Raw genomic sequence first — 22,004 nt, forward strand, 5'->3', positions numbered from 1 at the left:
TTGTGGAGCAATAAGTGAGACATTTGATAGAGACTTCAGACCTCACTATAGAACAGATAGAAGATATCTTCGATAATGCGGAAAGCTTTTTGGAAGAGAGCCCTAAAAATCTTCTCAGAGATAAACTGATAATCACAATATTCTTTGAAAGTTCAACCAGAACAAGAAGCTCTTTTGAAGTGGCTGCAAAAAGACTCGGAGCCGAAGTGGTAAGCCTCGACGTATCCAAAAGTTCGACAAAAAAAGGCGAAACACTTTACGATACAGCTGCAAATCTAGATGCCATGGGTCCCAATGCAATCATTGTAAGACATATGCATGCCGGAGTTCCCAAAATTTTGTCAAATCATATCAACTGTTCTTTGATTAACGGCGGTGACGGCGCACATGCACATCCCACACAGGCTCTTCTGGATCTTTTTACTATAAGAAGATATATAAAAGATGTAAAAGGAAAAAAGATAGCCATTGTAGGAGATATCAAGAACTCCAGGGTTGCAAACAGTAATATAGAACTTCTAACCAGATACGGTATGGAAGTCATCCTTGTTGCACCTCCTCACTTTCTTCCAAAACGAAACATGCAATATACCCACAATATAAGAGACGTTATCGACGATGTCGACGTTATTATGAGCCTTAGAACCCAGACAGAAAGGCACCTGCATCCTATATACGCATCTTTGAAAGATTATGCAAGCGATTTTTGTATAACAAAAAAACTTATTGGTAACAGAGATATCATCCTGCTTCATCCCGGACCTGTTCATAGAAATATCGATATAGACGATGAGATGCTTAAAGATCCCAGATGCAAAGTTTTGGAACAGGTCAAAAATGGCGTAGCTGTCAGAATGGCTGTTTTGAAAAAACTCATCGTGCAAAATGGATAAGATAAGTTTTCTCGCCAAAAACGGCATCCCCTTTCTTTTTGTTATAGATTTTGATACAAAAAACATTTTTGTACAAAATCTTGAAAATCTTGAAAATATCTATTTTCAGATAGAAGAGTACAAAAACTACAAACAAGAGGAAAAAAGTTGCAAAAAAGCCCTGATAAAGCGAAAATTTCCTGTTTCATTCAAAAAGTACAAAAAAGCTTTTTTTGAAGTTCAAGAAGAGATCAAAAAAGGAAATACCTATCTGCTAAATCTCACATTTCCTACAAAAATCGAAACAGACCTCTCTTTGAAGGATATTTTTTTCTGTTCAAAAGCAAAATTCAAACTCTTTTTTAAAGATCAGTTTGTCTGCTTCTCGCCTGAGAGGTTTATAAAAATAGAAGAGAATATTATAAAAACATATCCTATGAAAGGAACCATAGACGCATCACTGCCGAATGCCGCAAACTTGATTTTATCCAACGAAAAAGAGATGGCGGAACATGTAATGGTAGTCGATCTTTTAAGAAACGATCTTGGAATGGTAGCAAGAAAAATCAGAGTAAAGAGGTTCAGATATATAGACAAGATAGAAGCGGGAGGGAAAAAACTTCTTCAGGTAAGCTCTGAAATTGAGGGAAAACTACCCAAAAACTGGAGAGAAAATCTGGGAGAGATACTTCTGAAACTCTTGCCTGCGGGAAGTATCAGCGGAACTCCGAAAAAAAAGAGTGTAGAGATAATAAAAAGAGTCGAAAACTACGATAGAGGTTTCTTTACCGGAATATTCGGTATATTTGACGGAAAAAATCTGGATAGCGCGGTCATCATAAGATATATCGAAAAATCTCATTCAGGTCTTGTCTATAAAAGCGGTGGAGGAATCACGATACAGAGCAGTGTGGAGGATGAATACAAGGAGATGATTGAAAAGGTCTATATTCCTGTTTAAGCCGGCAAAGCCGGCTCTGTCTAAAACCGTATAGGGAAACGCACTTCAAACACATAATCCGGTGAGTCTGAAGTAAGCCCCATTCCCAGTCCAAAGTTTATCGATTTTTTATCAGAAATCGCCCATCCTGCAGTAAGCTTGAATTGAGCCGAGTTAAGAGTGGAGTTTGCAACGGTAACTTTTTGTGCCGTAGAAGAACCATCATATTTCCACACCTCTGTAGAAAGTGTATAGTCATCAACAAACTGAAAACCGAGAGAAAAGTTATACGAAACTGCATATCCAAGACCGATATTTATACTTATCGTATCGCCCGGATCTATTTTAGACAAACCACTAACAATGGATCCATTTTCATCCAATACCACATAATTTACATCCTCTTCTATGTTATACGAATAGGAGATCCCTCCGAAAACTACAACGGGATCTATAGTTTTTACAAGATTGATACCCGCTTTTACCGAATAGTAGCCACTTCCCAGCGGCAGATCGTCACTATACTGATCTATGTCGAAAGGACTTTTTCCATTTTTGAATTTGAAACTAAGATTTGTAATCATAGCAGGAGTTGTATCGGTCTCTCTTATCGGCTGATAGCTCAAAGACACGCTCACATCACCTATACCTCCGGCTTCGGAATGGCTATCACCCTCTCCTTCGCCTGTTCCCACTTTTGAATATCTGTCATATCTGTAGAGAATAGGTACCCCTATTTCTGCCTGGATATTGTCACGAAGACCGTATCTAAAAGAGATAGTATCACTAAATGTGTGTCTTTTGATATTTTCTATACCAAATTGCCCAAGTGTCAAAAATACCGGGTCGAGAATCGCAAAACTTTCAAGATATATCTGTTTTGCCGATGAATAGGAAAAAGAGAATGCGTTTTCAAACTCTTTTTGTCCCTTTTTGAGTAGAACATAGTCTCTCTCAAACTGTGTCAGTACCGCTTTTGGCTGAGACTCTTTCTTTATAGCTTTTTCGAGATCTTCATTCTGAGTAGCGGCAGACAGTGAAGTTCCAAATGCAATAATAGTACTAAAAAGTACTATTTTCTTTAAATACTTTTTCATGCAGGCTCCTGTTATTAGGACTTTATAGAAATCAATTATATCAGCCATAAACTTAAAAAATATTGTTATTGGATAATTTTAAAACTCTGTGTTACTTTTAAATGACTGAATTTGCTGAAGAAAAAGAGAGTTTCTAATAGCATCTGATCTAACCCACACCAGATCTTCATCACTTATCGCGAGTTTATCAAGTTTTCTGTTCCCTTTTGGCTCGATAATAAGAGCGATATTTTTATACCACATCTTTTCAAATTTTTTAACAGAAACTATAGTATTGCCCAAAGCCGGATCTGCCAGAAAAACCCTGTTTTTATGTACACCTCTGAAAACAACAAAGTGTTTGTAATTTCCTATAACAATTGTTACAATTGCCGGTTTTCCCAATGTGACCAGACCCTCGACATCGGTTTTATATCCTCCTACTTTATATCCTAAAGCATTTGCAAGTTTTTTGATATCAAGAAGAGAAAAACCCCTGTTTTCTATTATCTTTTTTTTGTTACCGAAATGGAAAAGTCCTTTTATTACCTGCTCTTCCGTTACAGGATCGTTCAGATAATATTTAAAAAGCGTAGCAACGGCAGCAGATCCGCAGCTAAAATCGTGTTTCTGTTTTACTATATTTTTAGTTTTGAGTTCCGTAGCTGATTTTACCTTCGGACGTACGACGATAGTACCGAATTTACCGCTGATATAGATAGGCACACTATTTGGTCTGCTTTCTTCGGCTATAACAGATGAAGAAAAGAGGAGTATCAGTCCGGCCACTGCGACTTTTTTTATATCGGCAAACTTTTTCATGATATACCCCTTTTCTTTTATTGTTATTCTGTTTTTTCTATAATATCGCCGAAAATCTGAAAAATTATGCTATCTTTAAATGCACTCCACTGAACTTTTATATTTACAAATCCGTCTGCTTTGTCTCTGTAACTGTTTTTTACTTTAACAAGTGCGTTACTAAGTACGTTGTTAAACAGATCAGGAACCTCTTTTATATCTTTTGGAGTAAGTGTAAAAACATAACTCACATTGTCAACCACTTTATACTCTCTTATCCCACCATCTCCGAAAGATAAAACAAAATTCTCTTTTTTCGCTTCCGCCATATTAATCCTTTAACATTTTGTTTTCATATATTAATTATTACGTAGTAGATTGCAGAAAAATTGCAAAAATTTGAAGCAGGAAACCCTGCTTCAAATATAAACTATCTATTGATAGCGGTTTGAGAAGCGATCTGATTGACGGTCCAACCACTGGCACCTGTAAGATTTGCGATATTGTTTCCATAGTTGTGAGCTGCTGCAGCAGTATTGCTCAAATCTATAGCAGTTGAAGCAACCTGACTGTCATTTAGCTGAACTGAACTGTTATTGTTGTTCTGTCCATCTATATCTACATAATTTTCAATCACCTGATCACTTTCGAGACTATTTTCAGTATAAACATCGGTGATCTGTTCGAGAACAGTGCCGAGTGGTACACTGCCTACGACGTTGGAAACGCTTATATCACTACTTACTGCCGCACCTACGCTATTAAGCACAACTAAAGAAGAAACGTTGTTCTGAGAATCGTTCAATTGAGTTCCGCCGTTGTTATTATTTTGCGAAACTGCAAAGTCGTTGATTACACTCTGACTGAACGTCGCCTCATTATATGCAGTCTGGATATTATCCTGCTGCAGAGTACTAAGACCAAGTGGATTGTTTATATCCGCAATATTCTGACCTATGTTTACAGCAGACATAACACTGTTTGAAAGAGCAAACCCATCAAAATCGTTCTGTGCATTAGTCAGTTGAACTGCTCCGTTGTTGTTATTTTGCGAAACGGCCCATGAAGAACCAAGGACACCGTCGTTTGTAACTATCTGTTCGGCATAAGCATAGGCTGTAGTATCTTGTATGTTTAACTGGTCTGCGTTATCGGTTCCCTGAGTATCACTGATAACAAGGATATTTTGTCCGATATTGACAGCACTCATAGCACTGTTGGCAAAACTTGCAACGTTTTCATTATTTTGAGTACCAAGAATCTGTACAGCGGCATTGTTGTTCTGTTGATAACCGTTATTGTCGTTGTTTTGCGCAACATTTGAAATATCCTGATACGCATAGGTATCAGACAAAGCACTCTGCCTGTTTAGCTGCTCGATACTGCTGACATTTGAAAAACTTTCATAGTATGCCACATTTTGTGCAATATTCTGAGCAGAACCTGCAGCATTGCTGACACTCAAAGCGTTTATCTCATTTTGTCCGCCTGTTGCCTGAACGGAACCGTTGTCATTATACTGTCCCCATGTATCCTGCGAACCTAGAGAGTTATTTCCTATGTACTGCTCGCTATAAACAGCAGAACTTGCATCCTGGCTGTTTTCCTGCATACCTATATTGACTCCGTCCCAGTTTTTACCTGAGGCAAAATTCTGTGCTATATTGGATGCAGACATGACCGTATTGGCCAAAGCCATTCCTTCAAATCTGTTCTGCCCTTCCAGAATTTCAACTGATCCGTTTATATTATCCTGAGCACTGTTTGCAACTGCGGCACCCTCATTCGATATCGCCTGCACATTCCAACCCCAGTTATCCGCACTCTGAATATTTAGTTGGTCAAAGGAGTTGCCATCGCTCACATTTTCTGCACCGGCAACGTTTTGTGCAATATTCGATGCGGAATGCGCCGTATTTGCAAGAGCAAAAGCTTTCACATCATTTTGTGCAGTTGTATAGTCATTAAGCTGAACTGCAGCATTTAGATTGTCCTGATAAAAAAGAGAGGTCGTAGATGAAGAAAGATCGTTATTGTTTATATTTTGAAAGGACCAATTTTCCCAACCTGTTCCATTATACGCATTCTGAGTGTTGCTCTGCGTTATATCATTGAATCCGGAAGCTGCTACACTACTCCCAAAGTTTTGCGCTATATTTGAGGCTGAAGCCGCACTGTTGCTTAAAACAAGAGCCTCTACGGAGTTTTGTGCATTATCGTTAAGCTGTACGGAGTTTATGTTGTTTTTCTGATAATCGCTACTAAAACTTCCAATATTTTGCTCTGTATAGTCTCTCGTGTAGTTTGTAGCACTCTGCTCATTTGAAGAGGCTATAGTATTAAACGAATCTGTGCCTGAAACACTTACGATATTTTGTCCGATATTCTCGGCAGAGTTCGCACTGTTTGTTACAACTGCTCCGCTTACATCAATCTGAGCGTTCTCATTTAACTGGACTGAAGATACATTGTTATTCTGATTTGATGTATCGCTGCTGTATATGTTTTGTGTCAATACTTCAAAATCCATTTCGCCGTTAAATGCATGCTGTATATTTTCCTGAGTGATAGTATTGACACTCTCCAGATTATCTGCACTCAATACATTCTGTCCTATATTTTCAGCTGAACCGGCAGCATTTGATATGATAAATGCAGATGTATTTGACTGAGCATCACTGTTTATCTGGACAGAACGGTTATTATTGTTTTGATCAGTCGCATCAGCATCGTTGGATATAGATTGATTTGAATATGTACTGTTTTCGGCGAATTGATCATTTGACTGGTACAGTGCTATATCTGAACTGTTATCAGCACTTGCACTGTTTTGGTGTACGTTTAATGCAGATGCAGAACTGTTTACAATCTCAATAGAACTCGAAACAGATTGTGTTTCGCCGTTTAACTGGACACTGTCATTATTGTTTTGCTGGTCAGATATATCTGTAGGATTTGTTACAGTCTGCAAACCTTGCGCACTTATTTCTCCAAGATCACTATCGGAAAGTGCATTCACTTCGGCATATAGCGGAGCAGAACATGTCATTGCTGCAAGTAGCGCCGATACCATCCATTTTCTACCTTTCATATTTTCCTCCTATTCGGGGAGACATAAACCTGCCGGATCTACTTACATAAGCAAGAAGGAGATTACTCCTTCTTCGCTTACGGGAGATTGGTTGTGGCGTCTAGCACATTGCTTATGTTTATTCCGCCGCTTATCATTGAATCCATGACAATAACTATATTGATAGGGACATTAACTGCCGAATTCACTGCATTTACGGGAACAAAAGCGTTTTGTTGCGATGCACCACTTATCATTAGCGAATCTACCATATTAAGCGTAGATGGCAGATGTGTCGTTATATTAAATGTATTTCCGGAGTTTATTACACTATCCATCGTCTGAAAATTTATACTGAATCCCTGAGCAGAAATCTCTTCAAGCTCACTATCGCTGACCCTTTGAATATCGGCAGCCATTGAAGGTAGTGCTAATATCAAAGCAGTTAGCAATCCGGCTATTGTCCTTTTCATCATTTCCTCCTTTTAGAGGTCTTAACCACATCGCCGCATACCTGATATATGATGGCATTTTTATATGGTGTTAGATGGACTTTGATGTTTACAAATCCATCGGCTTTTTTCGCATACTGCTTCTTTACATTTACCAGCGATGCAGTCAAAGCGCTGTTTAAAGTTTTGGGCGCATCTTTTAAGCTTTTGGGATTTAGCGTATAGACATAGCAACTATTGTCAACTATCTCATATTTACCCATTCCACCATCTCCGAACGAGATAGTAAAGCTCTTTTTAGATTTTGCATCTGCTGCTGAAAGAAGCAGAGCTATTGCGAAAATTGCGATGAATAACTTTTTCATTCTTTTCTCCCTTTTTATGATAGAGGGGTGATCCCTCTATCTTAGTGATTGATTGCTGTTTGAGTAGCAACCTGATTGATAGTCCATCCGCTTGCACCGCTTACGCTAGCCATGTTAAGTCCATAGTTAGCAGCGCTTCCGGCAGTGTTTGCAAGAACAAGGGCACTTGTTCCAACCTGAGCGTTGTTTAGCTGAACTGAACCGTTGTTGTTGTTTTGTCCCCCAACAACTATAGTATTGTCTATAGTTTGCAATATGTGCGCACTGTTTTCTGCATATTGATCGTTTGTTTGATTCAATACTGTTCCGTAAGGCGCACTTCCGTTTACAGCAGCTATATTCATAGCGTTGTTGACAGCAGACATAGTGCTGTTTAGAACAGACATAGCGCTCACATTGTTTTGAGCGTTGTTAACTTGTACAGCACCATTGTTGTTATTTTGTGCAATAGCCTCTTCGTTATATACATATTGATGAGCATCAGTATCACTGAGAGCAACCTGAGTATTTGTCTGATCTACCGCACTAAATCCAAGAGGATTGTCAAGATAGAGCAGATTTTGTCCAACGTTTACTGCAGACAATGCGCTGTTAGCCAAAGAGATACCTGTTACATCGTTTTGAGCACCATTTAGCTGTACTGCACCGTTGTTGTTGTTTTGTAATGCATCAAATGCATCACCTATGCCTTCTATATTATAAACATCTTGCCAGCTTCCTGCATAAGTTTCGGCAAATTGATCATTGTTTTGATAAACAAAATCAAGTCCTGCAATATCAGCCATATATCCGGCATTCTGTCCTACGTTAACAGCACTTTCTGCACTGTTTGCAAGACTTCCAGCATTTACATTGCTTTGTGCTCCGTTGACTTGAACCGCACCGTTATTGTTTTGTTGAGCAAGTGAAAATTCAGTATCTCCACCATAGTTCCAGACTACCTGACCGCTACCATCATACACAGCAGTAGCAGACTGAATATTTTCTTGACCTATAGCGCCTATCTGAACTAGTGAACTGATATATGCGGCATTTTGAGCAACATTGACTGCGCTTGCAGAACTGTTTGCAATACTCATAGCCTGAGCACCATCCTGAGCTCCTCCATTTGCCTGAACAGCGGCATTGTTGTTGCTTTGAGCAAGTGTAACAGCATCACCCAGTGAGCCGTTTATAACAGTCTGACCTTCACCGTTGAAGACTGTTGTTGCTGTTTGATCGTTGGATTGAACAGCAATATTGACACCAATCCAGTCGCTCATATATGCGAGATTTTGTCCTACGTTTACAGCGCTCTGTGCACTGTTGGCAAGACTCATGCCTTCAAAGTCTCTTTGTCCTTCGTTTAGCTGAACCGCACCGTTGTTATTGTTTTGAAGAGCGGTAAGAGCCAGACCAAAGAATCCAACATTTTCAACATATTGCCATGAACCTGTATCCCAAGCTTCCGCAACCTGAGTGTTGTCCTGAGCAACAATACCTATTTGTGCAAAAGAAGCATATCCACCAACATTTTGGGCAACGTTTACAGCACTTGTAGCGCTGTTGGCAAGACTCATAGCCGCTACATTGTTTTGTCCGTCATTTGCCTGAACAGAACCGCTGTTGTTGTTCTGAATGGCGGTAACTTCAAATAGCCAAGAATCGTTATAAACATCTTGCCAGCTGTCATTCCAGTAAGAAACTGCTGTCTGATCATTAGACTGTCCAACGCCTCCTATCTGTCCCAGAGCCGCGTGTCCACCAACATTTTGTCCTACGTTTACAGCACTTGCAGCACTGTTAGCAAGACTCATTCCTACAAAATCGTTTTGACCCGCATTGACTTGAACTGCGGCATTGTTGTTTTGCTGATCGATTGTCAAGTTGAATATAAGTCCGTAATTGTCGATCAACTGACCTGACCAGGCAGAGTTTGCTGCAACTTGTGTATTGTCTTGTAAGATTGTATTAAGACCTAACAAATCCGCACCCGCAGCTACGTTTTGTCCTACGTTAGAAGCACTAGCAGCTGTATTGGAGAGACTCATAGCAGCCACTCTGTTCTGACCGTTTTCTATCTGTACACCTGCATTCACGTTGTCCTGACCTACAGTTACAGCTATAAGACCATTATTACCTACAAACTGATAGTTATCAACAAAGTTGTTGGCATACTGATCGTTAGACTGAGCTATAAAGTTTCCGATTTCAAGATTAGCAGCAGCCGCAGCGTTTTGTCCTACGTTTGATGCTGAAGAGGCGGTGTTTGCAACAGCCATAGCTACAACATCATCCTGTGCGGTAGCACCGTAGTTGAGCTGTACGCTTCCATTTAGATTATCCTGAATCGCTGTAATTTGCAGAAAACTTACATTGCTTATAACCTGATCAGAAATACCGTAGTTTGAAGCAGACTGAGTATTTGACTGTTCAATATAGTTAAACCCTATCCACTCAGCAGATAGTCCAGCATTTTGACCTACGTTCGCCGCACTTGAAGCGGTATTTGTAAGAGCCAAAGCCTGTACACCGTTTTGGGCATTAGCATTGAGCTGAACAGAGTTAGAGTTGTTGCGCTGCAATATATTTGAACTGGTCTCTACATCTTGATCGATATTCCACCAAGAGTAATTAACAGCAGTCTGATCGTTGCTGGAGCTTATAACGTTTACCGCAACATCCCCAGTTATAGAGAAGAGGTTTTGTCCAACGTTTTCAGCACTGTCGGCACTATTTGAAACAACCATTCCTGCAATTCCTGCTTGAGCGTTGTCATTTAGCTGTACTGAAGCTTCGTTGTTATTTTGAAGAGCTGCGAGAGTATTGGAGACACTCTGTCTGTCTTCATTGAAGAGATCTTCTCCGTTTACCGCAACCTGAGTATTTGTCTGAGTGATAATATTCAAGCCGTTTACATTTGAAGCTTCGATCATATTTTGAGCAACGTTTTTAGCAGAATCTGCAGTATTGCTTATAACAAGTCCATTGGAATTGGCCTGAGCGTTGTCGTTCAGCTGAGTAGAACCGCTGTTGTTGTTCTGAAGCTCTACATAATCTCCATTTGTTATTGTCTGATCTGTAGCTTTTTCATTTTGAGCAAACTGATCGTTTGTCTGGGTAATAATAGAGTCAGTCAGACCATCTACAAAAAGAATATTTTGTGCAACGTTTTCAGCAGATGCAGCACTGTTGCTCAAAACCATCGTAGATGAAGGTGATTGAGCATTATCATTTAACTGTACCGCTCCGTTGTTGTTCTCTTGTGCGGAAGTTTCACCCGCATTGTCAATAGTCTGAGTATCTTCACCGCTATTTAACGCAACTTGAGTATTTGTTTGCGAAATTGCTATAGCGGAAGAGTCAGTAATAGAGGCGATATTTTGCCCTACGTTTTTTGCAGAATTGGCTGCATTAGATACAACATCTGCAGTTATCAGAGTTTGAGAGTCATCATTTAACTGTACCGCACTGTTGTTATTGTTTTGATCAGTAACTGTAGCCTGATTATCTATAGTTTGATCTGATCCATCAACATTATCTGCATATTGATCGTTAGCTTGTGCAACGCTCATAGCAGAACTTGCATCAACAGCTACAAGGTTTTGATGCGTATTCGATGCGGAGTTGACGTGATTTATCACTTCCATTCCGCTTGCACCGCTTTGACTTATACCGTTTAGCTGTACAGCGTCATTGTTATTTTGCTGATCGCTTATATCAGTCGGATTTGTTATCGTTTGAATACCCTGTGCACTCACTTCTCCCAGATCCGCGTCGCTTAAAGCGCTCACTTCTGCAAAAGCTGCCGGTGACATTACCATACCGGCTAGCAAAGCCGAAGCTAACCATTTTCTTCCAACCATTTTATCCTCCTTCAAAGGTTTTTTTCTTATCCACATTCAAATTATCGCAAACTAAATTGCAGAAAAATTGCAGAATAAACTTTCCAAAATATTGTTTTTTACCATAAGCTTATACATTAATATATATATTTTCAAAAATTTTTGATATAATTTTTAATGAGTCATCATTTAACTGTATCACATCGGTCTCAAAGCAGATTTATCTGCCTTGAGACATACTCTTTTATTATTCCCTGCAATCTTTCTGCAATCTTCTCGAGTAAAATCTAAATACACAGTTTTATTAAGGAGCGGTTGTGGAAAAGGCTGCCAGACTCTCATTTTTTAAATTTCTTCAATCCGGTAAAAGGTCAAAGAGCCGGTTCTCTTCGTCCGCATTGGCTGGACTTCTCGAAAATGTGCTCTACTTCAAAAACAACCCCTCGGCAAAATCAAAAAGCAGACTTTTCCAGTCAATTTCCGCTCCAAACAGAAAAAAAGAGGACGATTTTTTTTTGAAACAGATTTTTGATCATCTTGAAGAAGCCGTTTATTATAAAAACAGAAATTTCAGATATATAAATATCAATACAGCATTTGCAGCTCTTGTAAAAAAAGAAAAAGATTCTATCATAGGCTTTAGTGATTTTGAAATTTTCAAAGAGAGTTTCGCATTAAAACTCAGAGAGATGGAAAAAAAGGTTTTTGACAAGAATAAGAGTTTAAAAAAATTTTTTTTATTTGACGGCAAATATCTCGAAATAATACTTCACCCGCTCAAAGACAGTTTTGGAAAAACTGTCGCTATAGCAGGCATCGTAAAAGATAAAACGGAAGAAAAGGCATTCGTTAAAAAGACAAATGCCATGAAAAGATATTTCAAAAGCAGGTGCAAAAAGCTCGAACTTCTCTCTATGTGTGATTCTTTGACAAATATCTACAATAGATATAAGTTCGATATAGCCCTTGAACAGGAAACTAAGCGTTCAAAAAGATACGGACTGCCACTCTCTCTTATACTTTTTGATATAGATGATTTTAAAAATATAAACGATGAATTCGGGCATATTGAGGGTGATAAAATTTTGAAAAAAATAGCTAAAACCGTCAAACAAAATATAAGAGATATTGACATTTTTGCAAGAATCGGCGGAGACGAATTTGCGATACTAGTTCCCAACACATCGCTTAAAGAGATAGAAAAAATAACTGACAAACTTAAAAAGTCCATAGAAAATATGAAAACTGCAAAAATAAAAACAACCTGCAGTTTCGGTATTGCAGAGTACAAAAAAGGAGAAACAAAAGAGGATTTTTTTAAAAGAACAGATGTTGCTCTTTACAGAGCCAAAAGGATGGGAAAAAACAGAGTATCCGAATAAAAAGAGGCAAAAATGAAATGGTTGAAAGAAGAGAATATCTCTCTTCTTAGCCTTCTTGGTACAGTATTTATTATATTTTTACTGATGATATCGATAGGGTATATTGTTATACTTAAAGAATATAGAGATTTTGAAAAAGAGTCTAAACAGATAGAAAAAAAATATATAGAAAACCAGAAACTTAAACTTAAAACAGAAGTCAACAGAGTTATAGACTATATAAACTATTACAAATCCCAAACAGAACAGAGACTCAAGAACGATATAAGACATAGAGTATTTCAAGCCTACTGGATTGCCGAGTATATCTACAACAAATATAAAGACAAAGAGTCGGTTGAAGAGATTAAAGCAAGAATAAAAGATGCACTCAAGCCTTTAAGATGGCGCGAGGGCTATAGCTATATGTGGATAATTGACTATAACGGCACCGCTGTTTTATATCCTGTAAATCCTAAAATAGAAGGGACAAACGTCATTAGTTTTCATGACGCATCAGGAAGATATATATTAAAAGAGGCTATAGATCTTTCCAAACAGTATAATGAAGGTTTTATAAAAAACATATCTGTTGCCGCTGCAAATAATCCAAATAAAATATACAAACAGATAGCCTTTGTAAAAGAGTTCGAACCTTTTAACTGGGTAATAGGAACCGGTGAAACCATAGACGATGTTGAAAGCAATATAAAAAGAGAGATACTAAAAAGAATTTCTCAGATGAGATACAATAAAGAGGGCTATTTCGGTGTTGTAGATTTTGACGGTACGGTTCTTTCACATCCTTTCCTGAAACCGGGTACAAGCATAAAAAACATAAAAGACAGCAATCAAAAACCGGTTATGCAAAGACTTGCCGAGGCTGCTTTCAATGATACTTTTCTTACTTACAAATTCAGGAAACTCACCACTCCTGAAGAGAGTGATAAGATAACATATGTAAAACCCATTAAAGAGTGGGGATGGCTTGTCTTTTCGGGTGTTTATCTTGATGAAATAAAAGATGCAATCGAAATAAAAAGAACGGCACTAAATAAAGAGCTTATAGAACGGATTAGCAATATTGTAATTGTTTTTGGAGTATTCACTCTCATAGCAATAGCACTTTCTCTGTTTTTTTCGAAACATATTGAAGACATTTTCAAAAAATATAAAAAAAGAATAGAGTTAAGAACAAAACGGCTTGAAGAACTAAACAAGATACTTAAACAGAAAGAACAGCAAGCTCTTGCGGCAAACAGAGCAAAAACACTTTTTATATCAAATATCTCTCATGATATAAGAACTCCTTTAAATGCGATACTTGGCTATGCACAGATTCTTTCAAAAGATAACGGATTAAGCGTTGTTCAAAAAGAGAAAATAGATAAAATTTTAAAATCCGGAAATTATCTTCTTGAAATTCTTGATGATGTGATAGAAATTTCTAAAATAGAGACGGGAAATATAAAAATAAACAAAGAGTATTTCGATTTAAAGAGTTTTCTTGAAAACATCAAGGAACTTTTTGAAGAAAGAGCTGCAGCAAAAGGACTGGGCTGGGAGGTCAAAGGCATTCCGGAAAGTGAAACCTATGTATACGGTGACAAGAAAAAACTATTTAGAATACTCATCAATCTTATCAGCAATGCTTTTAAGTTTACAGATTTTGGCAACGTTACTTTAGAAGTTAAAAAAGTATCACACAATAGATATAGATTTATTGTAAAAGATACCGGAATCGGAATCAAAAAAAGAGATCAAGAAGATATCTATCAAATATTTACGCAAGCCGAAGCTGGAATGGAAAGAGGCGGAAAAGGACTGGGCCTTTCAATCGCATATAAATATGTTTCTTTGCTAGGCGGAGAATTAAAACTTAAATCTGAACCGGGTAAAGGGAGTTGCTTCTATTTCGATTTGGAACTTGAATCATCTCTTTCACATAAACAAGTAAAAAAAGATATTCCGGAACAAAAAAACGAACCTAGATCCGATTATAAAGATGATTTGGCACTCCATATCCCTAATAAAATAAAAAAAGATATATTGACACACGCGAAACTCGGCCATATATCCTCATTAAAACTTGCAATATCTTCTATTGAAGAGAGTGAAATTAAAAACTTATTGATGCAATATGTGAATACGTATGATATGGACGGATTGATAAAACTCCTGCAAAATAATAGTAAAAAGGGAAAAAATGGAGTTTAAAAAACATAAAATTATCTCTACTCCAAAACTTAAATATGAAATATTGGAAGAGATATATGCTTATAAAAGATACGGCATCCATTTTTGTCTTGCAATATTCGAATCAAAAAACGGTAATCTTTATAAAAAAATAAAAGAAAATATAAGAATAACCGATAGAGTTGTAAGACTTGACAAAAATATTACCGCTGTATTATATAAATATACAGATATAAAAGCAGGTATAAAAGCGGCAGAAAATCTTCTTTACAAACTGGAAAAAGAGACAAGATCAAAAGTTTCATGCGGTATAGTATCTTTTGAAAATAGTGAAGACAGTTTAGTTAACAGAGCCTTTTATGCACTCGAAAAGGCCAGAAAAGACCCCTTTTCAAAAATCGAAGACGACTACTTTATAATATAACCTACACCCCTTACATTTTTGACAACATCTGAACCTATCTGTTTTCTAATATCTCTGAGATGACTTGATATTGTCCTATAGTCTATCGACGTATCACCCCATACATAATCAGCAATTGTTTCAAAAGGAACAACTTTGCCTCTGTTTTTCAACAAAATATTCATTATATCGTTCTGTTTTTTTGACAAAATTATCTCTTTACCGTTTTTATAAAGGATTTTATTGTCAAAATCATACTCCAGATTATCCGCAAATTTTATTCTATTTTCTCTATGAAATTTAGACAATATATTTTCCATTCTAATTTCCAGTTCCGCAAGCTCAAAAGGTTTTTTTAGATAATCGCTACATCCGAGTTTAAAAGCTTTTTTGATATCATCAATTCCCACCAGAGCGCTTATGAAAATTACAGGCGTGTCCAGATGCTTACCTTTTATATACTCCAAAATATCAAAGCCGCTAAAGTTTGGAACATTTATATCCAAAATAAAAAAATCGTAATCATATAGATTTGCATTCTCCAAAAGCTCTTCGCCGTCTGCAAAGGAATCGACTTTGTGTCCTTTGAGTTCAAGATATTTGCTTATGTGTTTTCTTAAAAGATGGTCATCTTCAAGAAGCAGAATTTTCATTTTTCCTCTTTGAAGCAGTATGTAAATGTTGTTACATTGTCTTTCGAATCTACCTTTATATCGATATTATATTTTTTACATATCATTCTTACAATATCAAGTCCAAGCCCCAGTCCCATACTGTCTTCCTCTTCTCTATACAGCTGCAGAAATATCTTATGCTTATCCTTTATAGTTTTTCCTCTATTTTGAATATATAAGCCGATTTTGCCATTAATTTTTTTTGTCCCTATTTTTATTTTTGTATTTTCGTATCCATACTTGATCGCATTTGATATGGTATTGTCTATAACTCTTTGAAGTTCGGCAGGATTGATAAAAACTGAAGAAACAGTCGAATTAAACTCTGTTTCAAAAGACATGTTTTTTGTTTTCGCTATAACCGAAAAATATTTTATTCTAGATTTTATAAACCCTTCAAGCTCTACGGGCTCCGGTTCAAATTTAGATATCTCTTTTTTCAAAGAGTAGTAGATATCTTCATATATCATATGAAGCGACCTGGAGGCTGCTTTAATGCTTTCAAGATATTCGGTATCACCATATTCAAGTATCTGCATCTCTACACCCGTATCAATAATACCAAGTGGCGTATAGATCTCATGAAAAGCTTTCTTTATAAGATGGTTCATGCTTTTGATCATTTCACTTGTTGTCAGATGCGCTTTAACCCGGGCCAAAACTTCCATATGATTGAAAGGTTTACTTATATAATCGACTCCGCCTGTTTCAAAGGCTTTTACCTTATCTTCGGGACTATTAAGAGCAGAGAGAAAGATAACAGGTATATCTTTAAGTTCTCTGTCTTTTTTCAGTTTTTTGCAAGTTTCATATCCGTTGATACCTGGCATCATAATATCGAGTAAAATAATATCAGGCTTGATAATAGAAGCTATTTCAAGGGCTTTCTCCCCTGTTGTCGCAATAAAAAGTTCATATCCTGCCGGCTCCAAAGTCTCTTGTAAAAGTGCAAGATTCTCCGGTGTATCGTCGACAAGAAGAATTTTAGGGCGAAGAATTTCGCTTTGGGTCATTGACTATCCTTTTTTTCCAACTCTTTAATAATCGCATCAAAATTGAAGTTTTTTAAATAGAAATTCAGCTTCTCTTTTGCGGCCTCATTTTGTAAGCTTTGGGTTATTTTCTTAAGCTCGGTAATTTGTCCCAGTTTTGCAAGAACAATCATCTGTTTTTTTACACTTTCATCCAATTTTGAAAGATCAGCTTTCATTTTTGGTTTTTCCGACTCTTTTGGAGTTCTTGCTTTTTCAAATCTCTCTGAAAAAAACTTTATCAATATCTCGTTTACACTTTTTATACTAAAAGGTTTTATTAAAATCTCGTCAAAAATATCTTCTGTATCTTTTCTGTTTTCAGTAATTTGCGAAGCGGTAATTGCAACAATTTTTACATTATTATCTATCTTTTTTATTCTTTTTGCAGCTTCTATTCCATCAATTTTCGGCATTCTTACATCCATAAATACTATATCTGGTGAATTTTTTATAAATTTGCTTACAGCCTCTTCTCCATCCTTGGCAGATATAATACTCACGCCTTCGGGTTCAAGAAAACTTTTCATAACTTTTACGTTTTCTTCAGTATCATCTGCAATCAAAGCTGTAATACTACTCCCTTTTTTAACCGATATAGAAGAGTGATGCATAGTCTCTTTTACAACTTTTTTCTTCGTAACTGTCCCACATGGAATCTCAAAATAAAATCTTGTTCCACGTCCCGGTTTAGATTCCAGTTTGAGTTCTCCTCCTAAAATTTCTATATTGTTCTTTGCTATAGCCAGCCCCAGTCCTGTCCCTCCTCTTTGATATCCTTCACTGTGCTGGACAAACGGTTCGAAAATTTTTGCCTGAAGCTCTTTTTCTATACCTATTCCTGTATCTTTTACCTCAAAATAGCATTTACCATTTTTTCTGATCTTAAATATCAGCTGAACGCTTCCTTTTTCTGTAAACTTGATTGCGTTTCCAACAAGATTCAGCAAAATGTGAAAGAGTTTGCTTTTATCACTATGGATAAAAAGATCTTCTTTCGGCATCCCTTTGATACTCCATCGTATATTCTTAGCCGCGGCTCTTACAAGAAATATCTGGTATATACTTTTGAACATATTTGTAAGATTAAACTCGGAGATATTGGGTCTGTTTTTCCCCACTTCTATTCGTGTTATTTCAAGAATATCATTGATAAGATCCAGAAGATGTCCGCTTGCCACTATTATAGAGCCTATCATCTCTTTCTGTTTTTCGTTAAGCTCCCTATCCTGTGAGAGAATCTGAGCATACCCCAAAATTGCATTAAGAAGAGTTCTGATCTCATGCGATATATTTGATAAAAATATACTTTTTGCACGGTTGGCCTGTTCGGCCTCTTTTTTTGCCTTTATCGCCTCCAGACGCATTCTTTGCGCCATTCTTGTCTGCTCAAGAAGTTTCTTCTGATAAAGTTCCCTGTCTGTTACATCTATATCAAAACCCATTAGATGGGGATCAACATCTTTATCAAGACAGACGGCCTGTTCGTCAACATAACGTATCTCGCCATTCGGTCTTCTAATCCTGTATGTTATTTTGTAGTCAGAAAAATTTTTGACTGCACGATCAAATATATTTTTTACAAACTCTTTATCATTAGGATGTATCAAGCCGGAATCAATAATACTTCTAGGTTTATCTTTTGTTTTATCCAGACCCAGAATATTATACATCTCATCACTCCAGTAGTATCTGTTGTCTTTGAAATGTATCTCCCAAACACCGATATGGGCCATCTTCTGAACAAAATCAAAATGTCTTTTTATACTCTCAATAAAACCTTCGAATTCATTTATACATTCATTTTTGAAAGACTCTTTTATAAGTTCTTTTATATTCTCTTTTTCGTTCTTTATTATCAAAAAAGCGACTCTGTTATCTCCTGAACCACAAACAGCACCTTCAAACACAACATCAATTTTGGTAGAATTTGCAAGCCTGAGCGATGAATGAAACTCGTAAGTTCCTTTTGTAGAAAAAATATTTTTTATATGTTCTTTTATTCTATTTTGCTCTTTTTCGCTGAAAAAGGATGTAAAATCTTTTCCAATAACCTCTTCCGGATCATATCCTATAAGATTTTTTGCCTGATCGTTAAATGCAATTACTTTTCCATTCTTATCGATAGCAAAAACATGCGCGGTAGAATCTTTTAGAAGATTTAAAATCTGTGTTATTGATGAAATACTCATATTTTAAAAATCTGCCTTCATCTCTTTTGTATTAGAGTATCATTAAACATATTCATTATATCAAAATCAAAATTAAAGTATAATTTTGCTAAAAATGAGACAAAAAAGAGGATAAAAATTTTAGAATACCCAAAATTCCGCTAAGCGCAATACCGGTAAAAACCGCCATTACACTTATAAGAAAAATCTCTTCTTTCATTATCATTTCCTTTCGGCGGCCCAAAGGCCGCCTTTGGGCTACGAATAAACTACAACTCACTTTAAATTATAAAAAAGAAGATTGCAAAAAAATTGCAGAATTTTATAGCGTATTGTAGGCTCTGTCGCCGGCATCTCCTATACCGGGAATGATATATTTTTTGTCATTTAGTCTTTCATCAATCTGAGCGATATATATTTCTACATCAGGATGGGCACTGACAACTCTGGAAAGCCCCTCTTTTACACCTACTATATTGAAACTAATCACTCTATCAGGCCCTTTTTTTTTGACTACATCTATTGCATATTCAAGTGTACCTCCTGTCGCCACCATAGGATCGAGGATTACTGCTGTTTTGCCACTTATATCCGGTACTCTGTCATAATAAAGCTTACTTTCAAAAGTTTTCTCATCTCTTTTTAAAGCTAAAAATCCCGCTTTTGCATTTGGAAGTATCTCTATTATACCGTCAAGCATAGGAAGAGCAGCTCTGAGTATTGGAATAAAAACATAATCCTCTTCCAATAAAAACTCGAACTCATTTTCACCCTGCCAGGTTTTTATTCTTTTTGAAACCATTTTTTCATTTTTGAATGCTTCAAACATCAAAATCTTGGTAATCGCTCCTATATATTTTCTAAAGAGGTTACTCTGTATATCCACATCTCTTATACTGTTTACTAGATTTTTTAAAAGCGAGTGTTTCACCTCAATTACGTTTTTCATAAAATCTCCTTCTCTCTGTTTTAAATAACTTTCAAACCAATATATGATAACATTTCCTATATTAAGTACAGGAGTGAGAAATGAAAAGAGAAAGAAAAGCAAAATTATTAGCAAAAACAGCCATTTGTGCTATTTTGGGGGCATCGGTTTTCACCAATACAACATACGCATCCCTGATATCCACACAGTCTGTAGTCCTCGAACAGACACAGCAAAAAGTCGATAAAAGAGCAGAAGTTTTAAAATTTATGCAAAGAGAAGATGTTGTCAAAAAATTTGAAAGCCTCGGTGTAAATATAGAAGATGCGAAAAAAAGAGTTTCTGTCCTCAGTGACGAAGAGGTAGAAAAACTTTACAAAAATATAGAAACTCTTCCGGCAGGCGGAAATTCGGTCATAGGAGCTTTGATACTGGTTTTCGTCATACTTCTAATAACAGATATTCTGGGATATACCAAAGTCTTTACATTTACACGCACTATTCAATAATTTTTATGAAGCATCTGCTTAAAACAGCTCTCTTTGCAATATTGCTGTTTGCTGTTTCGGGATGTTCTCTCAAAAAGGCGCAAATTCCGGAAAAACCATCCGGATGCAGCGTCCATATACTGCAAAATATTCCTTACTATCCGCAGAAAGATTATTTTTGCGGACCATCTTCTTTGATGATGGTTATGAAATATAACGAAATAGAAAAAAATATCAAAGCGCCTTCCTTCGAAGAGATAAAAAGAGCCGTTTACACTCCGGCAAAAAAAGGGGCATTCAGAACAGAGATGGTATCGGCTGCAAGAAGATACGGTTACATCTCTTTTGCACAGAAACTGTCACTAAAAGAGATAATAAAAGAGATAGATTCAAATTACCCCGTAATCGTCTTTCTAAATCTTGGGCCATCCTTCTATCCTGTATGGCACTATGCAGTTGTGATAGGATATGACTGCAAAAAAGGTGTTTTGATACTTCGTTCAAGAAAAAAAAGAGAGGTTATCGGCTTCAATACTTTTCAAAAGCTTCATGAAAGAGGAGAAAACTGGTCTTTGATAGTGGTAAGTCAGGGGGAAATACCGGCAAATGCAACTGCAAAAACATATCTCAAAAGCGTTCTTCTGCTTGAAAACGCAGGATTTGAAAAAGAAGCGAACATCTCTTACAAAAAAGCGTATGAAAAATGGCCCAAAGATTTTGAAACGGCATTTGCATACGCAAACAGCTGCTACAATCTGGCACTGTATGAAAAAGCAAAAAAATTATATCTGAAAATTTTGAAAACATATCCCCAAAAAGCAGTGGTCTGGAATAATCTTGCAATGACTTATCTAAAAACCAAAGAGTATAACAAGGCTTTGGAAGCAGCGAAAAAAGCTGTAAATATAGGAGGTAAATTTAAAAAGGTTTACATAAAAACTCTTGAAGAGATAAAAAGCAGTTACTGATATTGGTGGACCTGGCGGGAATCGAACCCGCGTCCAGAAACAACCGACGGCAGGCTTCTACGTGCGTAGCAGCGTTGAATATTCTCGGCTTTTTGCAGCTCAACGCCCAAAGCTGACAAAAAGCCCAGTCCTTTGTGTCGACACAGAGTCGGACGGCTCTGTGTCCAAGCTGCTTATTTTATGACACCGTAAAACCACGGACTAAGCAGCCAATCCGTGTACGGCGGACCAAATATAAGTTAAACTTACGCAGCTACAGCGTAAGCTGGTCTATAATCTGTATTGTTTGCGTCTATTTGTTTGAGGAGTTTTTACGGCGTTCCTCAAGCCGACACGCAACCTGCAGCCGACTGCTCCTGTCGAAGCCAGGTCAGGCCCATAGCT

General features: G+C 37.0%; 18 protein-coding genes and 1 other RNA gene. 7 read left to right on the top strand and 12 right to left on the bottom strand.

What is annotated here, in order from left to right; translation table 11 throughout:
• The first annotated feature begins 14 nt into the window (after nucleotides 1–14).
• The gene (locus EPR_RS07495) at nucleotides 15–893 is read left to right on the top strand and encodes an aspartate carbamoyltransferase catalytic subunit (RefSeq protein ID WP_200762609.1); all 879 of its coding nucleotides are present in this window, start codon (nucleotides 15–17) and stop codon (nucleotides 891–893) included.
• The gene (locus EPR_RS07500; protein WP_200762610.1) at nucleotides 886–1,833 is read left to right on the top strand and encodes an aminodeoxychorismate synthase component I; all 948 of its coding nucleotides are present in this window, start codon (nucleotides 886–888) and stop codon (nucleotides 1,831–1,833) included. Before EPR_RS07495 ends, EPR_RS07500 begins: the two co-directional genes overlap by 8 nt.
• A gap of 20 nt (nucleotides 1,834–1,853) precedes the next feature.
• Here the strand turns inward: EPR_RS07500 and EPR_RS07505 are convergent, their stop codons facing one another.
• The 7 genes from EPR_RS07505 to EPR_RS07535 form a co-directional block, all read right to left on the bottom strand.
• A complete protein-coding gene (locus EPR_RS07505) occupies nucleotides 1,854–2,909 on the bottom strand; it encodes a transporter (protein ID WP_200762611.1) in 1,056 nt (351 codons plus the stop codon).
• A gap of 78 nt (nucleotides 2,910–2,987) precedes the next feature.
• Nucleotides 2,988–3,710, bottom strand: a complete 723-nt coding sequence (locus tag EPR_RS07510) for a C39 family peptidase (protein ID WP_200762612.1) — start codon at nucleotides 3,708–3,710, stop codon at nucleotides 2,988–2,990.
• A gap of 23 nt (nucleotides 3,711–3,733) precedes the next feature.
• Nucleotides 3,734–4,018 carry a hypothetical protein gene (locus EPR_RS07515; protein ID WP_200762613.1) on the bottom strand — a complete coding sequence of 95 codons (285 nt, stop codon included), beginning with the start codon at nucleotides 4,016–4,018 and terminating at the stop codon, nucleotides 3,734–3,736.
• 101 nt (nucleotides 4,019–4,119) lie between these two features.
• The gene (locus EPR_RS07520; protein WP_200762614.1) at nucleotides 4,120–6,780 is read right to left on the bottom strand and encodes a beta strand repeat-containing protein; all 2,661 of its coding nucleotides are present in this window, start codon (nucleotides 6,778–6,780) and stop codon (nucleotides 4,120–4,122) included.
• A 77-nt stretch (nucleotides 6,781–6,857) separates the two neighbouring features.
• Nucleotides 6,858–7,232 carry a hypothetical protein gene (locus EPR_RS07525; RefSeq protein WP_200762615.1) on the bottom strand — a complete coding sequence of 125 codons (375 nt, stop codon included), beginning with the start codon at nucleotides 7,230–7,232 and terminating at the stop codon, nucleotides 6,858–6,860.
• Nucleotides 7,232–7,576 carry a hypothetical protein gene (locus tag EPR_RS07530; protein ID WP_200762616.1) on the bottom strand — a complete coding sequence of 115 codons (345 nt, stop codon included), beginning with the start codon at nucleotides 7,574–7,576 and terminating at the stop codon, nucleotides 7,232–7,234. The genes EPR_RS07525 and EPR_RS07530 overlap by 1 nt, the downstream gene beginning before the upstream one ends.
• Nucleotides 7,577–7,617: 41 nt before the next feature.
• Nucleotides 7,618–11,421 carry a beta strand repeat-containing protein gene (locus EPR_RS07535; RefSeq protein ID WP_200762617.1) on the bottom strand — a complete coding sequence of 1,268 codons (3,804 nt, stop codon included), beginning with the start codon at nucleotides 11,419–11,421 and terminating at the stop codon, nucleotides 7,618–7,620.
• Between the two features lie 296 nt (nucleotides 11,422–11,717).
• Here EPR_RS07535 and EPR_RS07540 point away from each other — a divergent pair, with 296 nt between their 5' ends.
• Genes EPR_RS07540 through EPR_RS07550 form a run of 3 tightly spaced genes read left to right on the top strand, consistent with a single transcriptional unit; the run spans nucleotide 11,718 to nucleotide 15,381 of the window.
• Nucleotides 11,718–12,782 (top strand): sensor domain-containing diguanylate cyclase, encoded by a 1,065-nt coding sequence (locus EPR_RS07540; RefSeq protein ID WP_200762618.1) that lies wholly within the window; start codon nucleotides 11,718–11,720, stop codon nucleotides 12,780–12,782.
• Nucleotides 12,783–12,794: 12 nt separating this feature from the next.
• On the top strand, nucleotides 12,795–14,978 hold the full coding sequence (locus EPR_RS07545; RefSeq protein ID WP_200762619.1) for a cache domain-containing protein: 2,184 nt from the start codon (nucleotides 12,795–12,797) through the stop codon (nucleotides 14,976–14,978).
• A complete protein-coding gene (locus tag EPR_RS07550) occupies nucleotides 14,968–15,381 on the top strand; it encodes a hypothetical protein (RefSeq protein ID WP_200762620.1) in 414 nt (137 codons plus the stop codon). Before EPR_RS07545 ends, EPR_RS07550 begins: the two co-directional genes overlap by 11 nt.
• On the opposite strand, the gene EPR_RS07555 is transcribed toward EPR_RS07550, so the two are convergent.
• The 4 genes from EPR_RS07555 to upp form a co-directional block, all read right to left on the bottom strand.
• Nucleotides 15,366–16,013 (bottom strand): response regulator transcription factor, encoded by a 648-nt coding sequence (locus tag EPR_RS07555; RefSeq protein WP_200762621.1) that lies wholly within the window; start codon nucleotides 16,011–16,013, stop codon nucleotides 15,366–15,368. The two genes, EPR_RS07550 and EPR_RS07555, sit on opposite strands and share 16 nt — an antisense overlap.
• Nucleotides 16,010–17,047, bottom strand: coding sequence for an ATP-binding response regulator (locus EPR_RS07560; RefSeq protein ID WP_200762622.1), 1,038 nt, complete (start codon nucleotides 17,045–17,047; stop codon nucleotides 16,010–16,012). Before EPR_RS07560 ends, EPR_RS07555 begins: the two co-directional genes overlap by 4 nt.
• Nucleotides 17,044–19,257, bottom strand: coding sequence for a hybrid sensor histidine kinase/response regulator (locus EPR_RS07565; protein WP_200762623.1), 2,214 nt, complete (start codon nucleotides 19,255–19,257; stop codon nucleotides 17,044–17,046). The genes EPR_RS07560 and EPR_RS07565 overlap by 4 nt, the downstream gene beginning before the upstream one ends.
• A gap of 301 nt (nucleotides 19,258–19,558) precedes the next feature.
• Nucleotides 19,559–20,185, bottom strand: a complete 627-nt coding sequence (upp, locus tag EPR_RS07570; protein ID WP_200762624.1) for a uracil phosphoribosyltransferase — start codon at nucleotides 20,183–20,185, stop codon at nucleotides 19,559–19,561.
• An 80-nt stretch (nucleotides 20,186–20,265) separates the two neighbouring features.
• On the opposite strand from upp, the gene EPR_RS07575 reads away from it, so the two are divergent.
• Both EPR_RS07575 and EPR_RS07580 read left to right on the top strand, forming a co-directional pair.
• Nucleotides 20,266–20,673 (top strand): PA2779 family protein, encoded by a 408-nt coding sequence (locus EPR_RS07575; RefSeq protein WP_200762625.1) that lies wholly within the window; start codon nucleotides 20,266–20,268, stop codon nucleotides 20,671–20,673.
• Nucleotides 20,674–20,678: 5 nt separating this feature from the next.
• On the top strand, nucleotides 20,679–21,620 hold the full coding sequence (locus EPR_RS07580; RefSeq protein ID WP_200762626.1) for a PA2778 family cysteine peptidase: 942 nt from the start codon (nucleotides 20,679–20,681) through the stop codon (nucleotides 21,618–21,620).
• A 3-nt stretch (nucleotides 21,621–21,623) separates the two neighbouring features.
• Here EPR_RS07580 and ssrA read toward each other — a convergent pair.
• Nucleotides 21,624–21,998, bottom strand: a transfer-messenger RNA (tmRNA) gene (gene ssrA, locus EPR_RS07585).
• Nucleotides 21,999–22,004 lie beyond the last annotated feature (6 nt).

The organism is Nitrosophilus alvini, assembly GCF_015100395.1.
Lineage (GTDB): Bacteria > Campylobacterota > Campylobacteria > Campylobacterales > Nitratiruptoraceae > Nitrosophilus > Nitrosophilus alvini.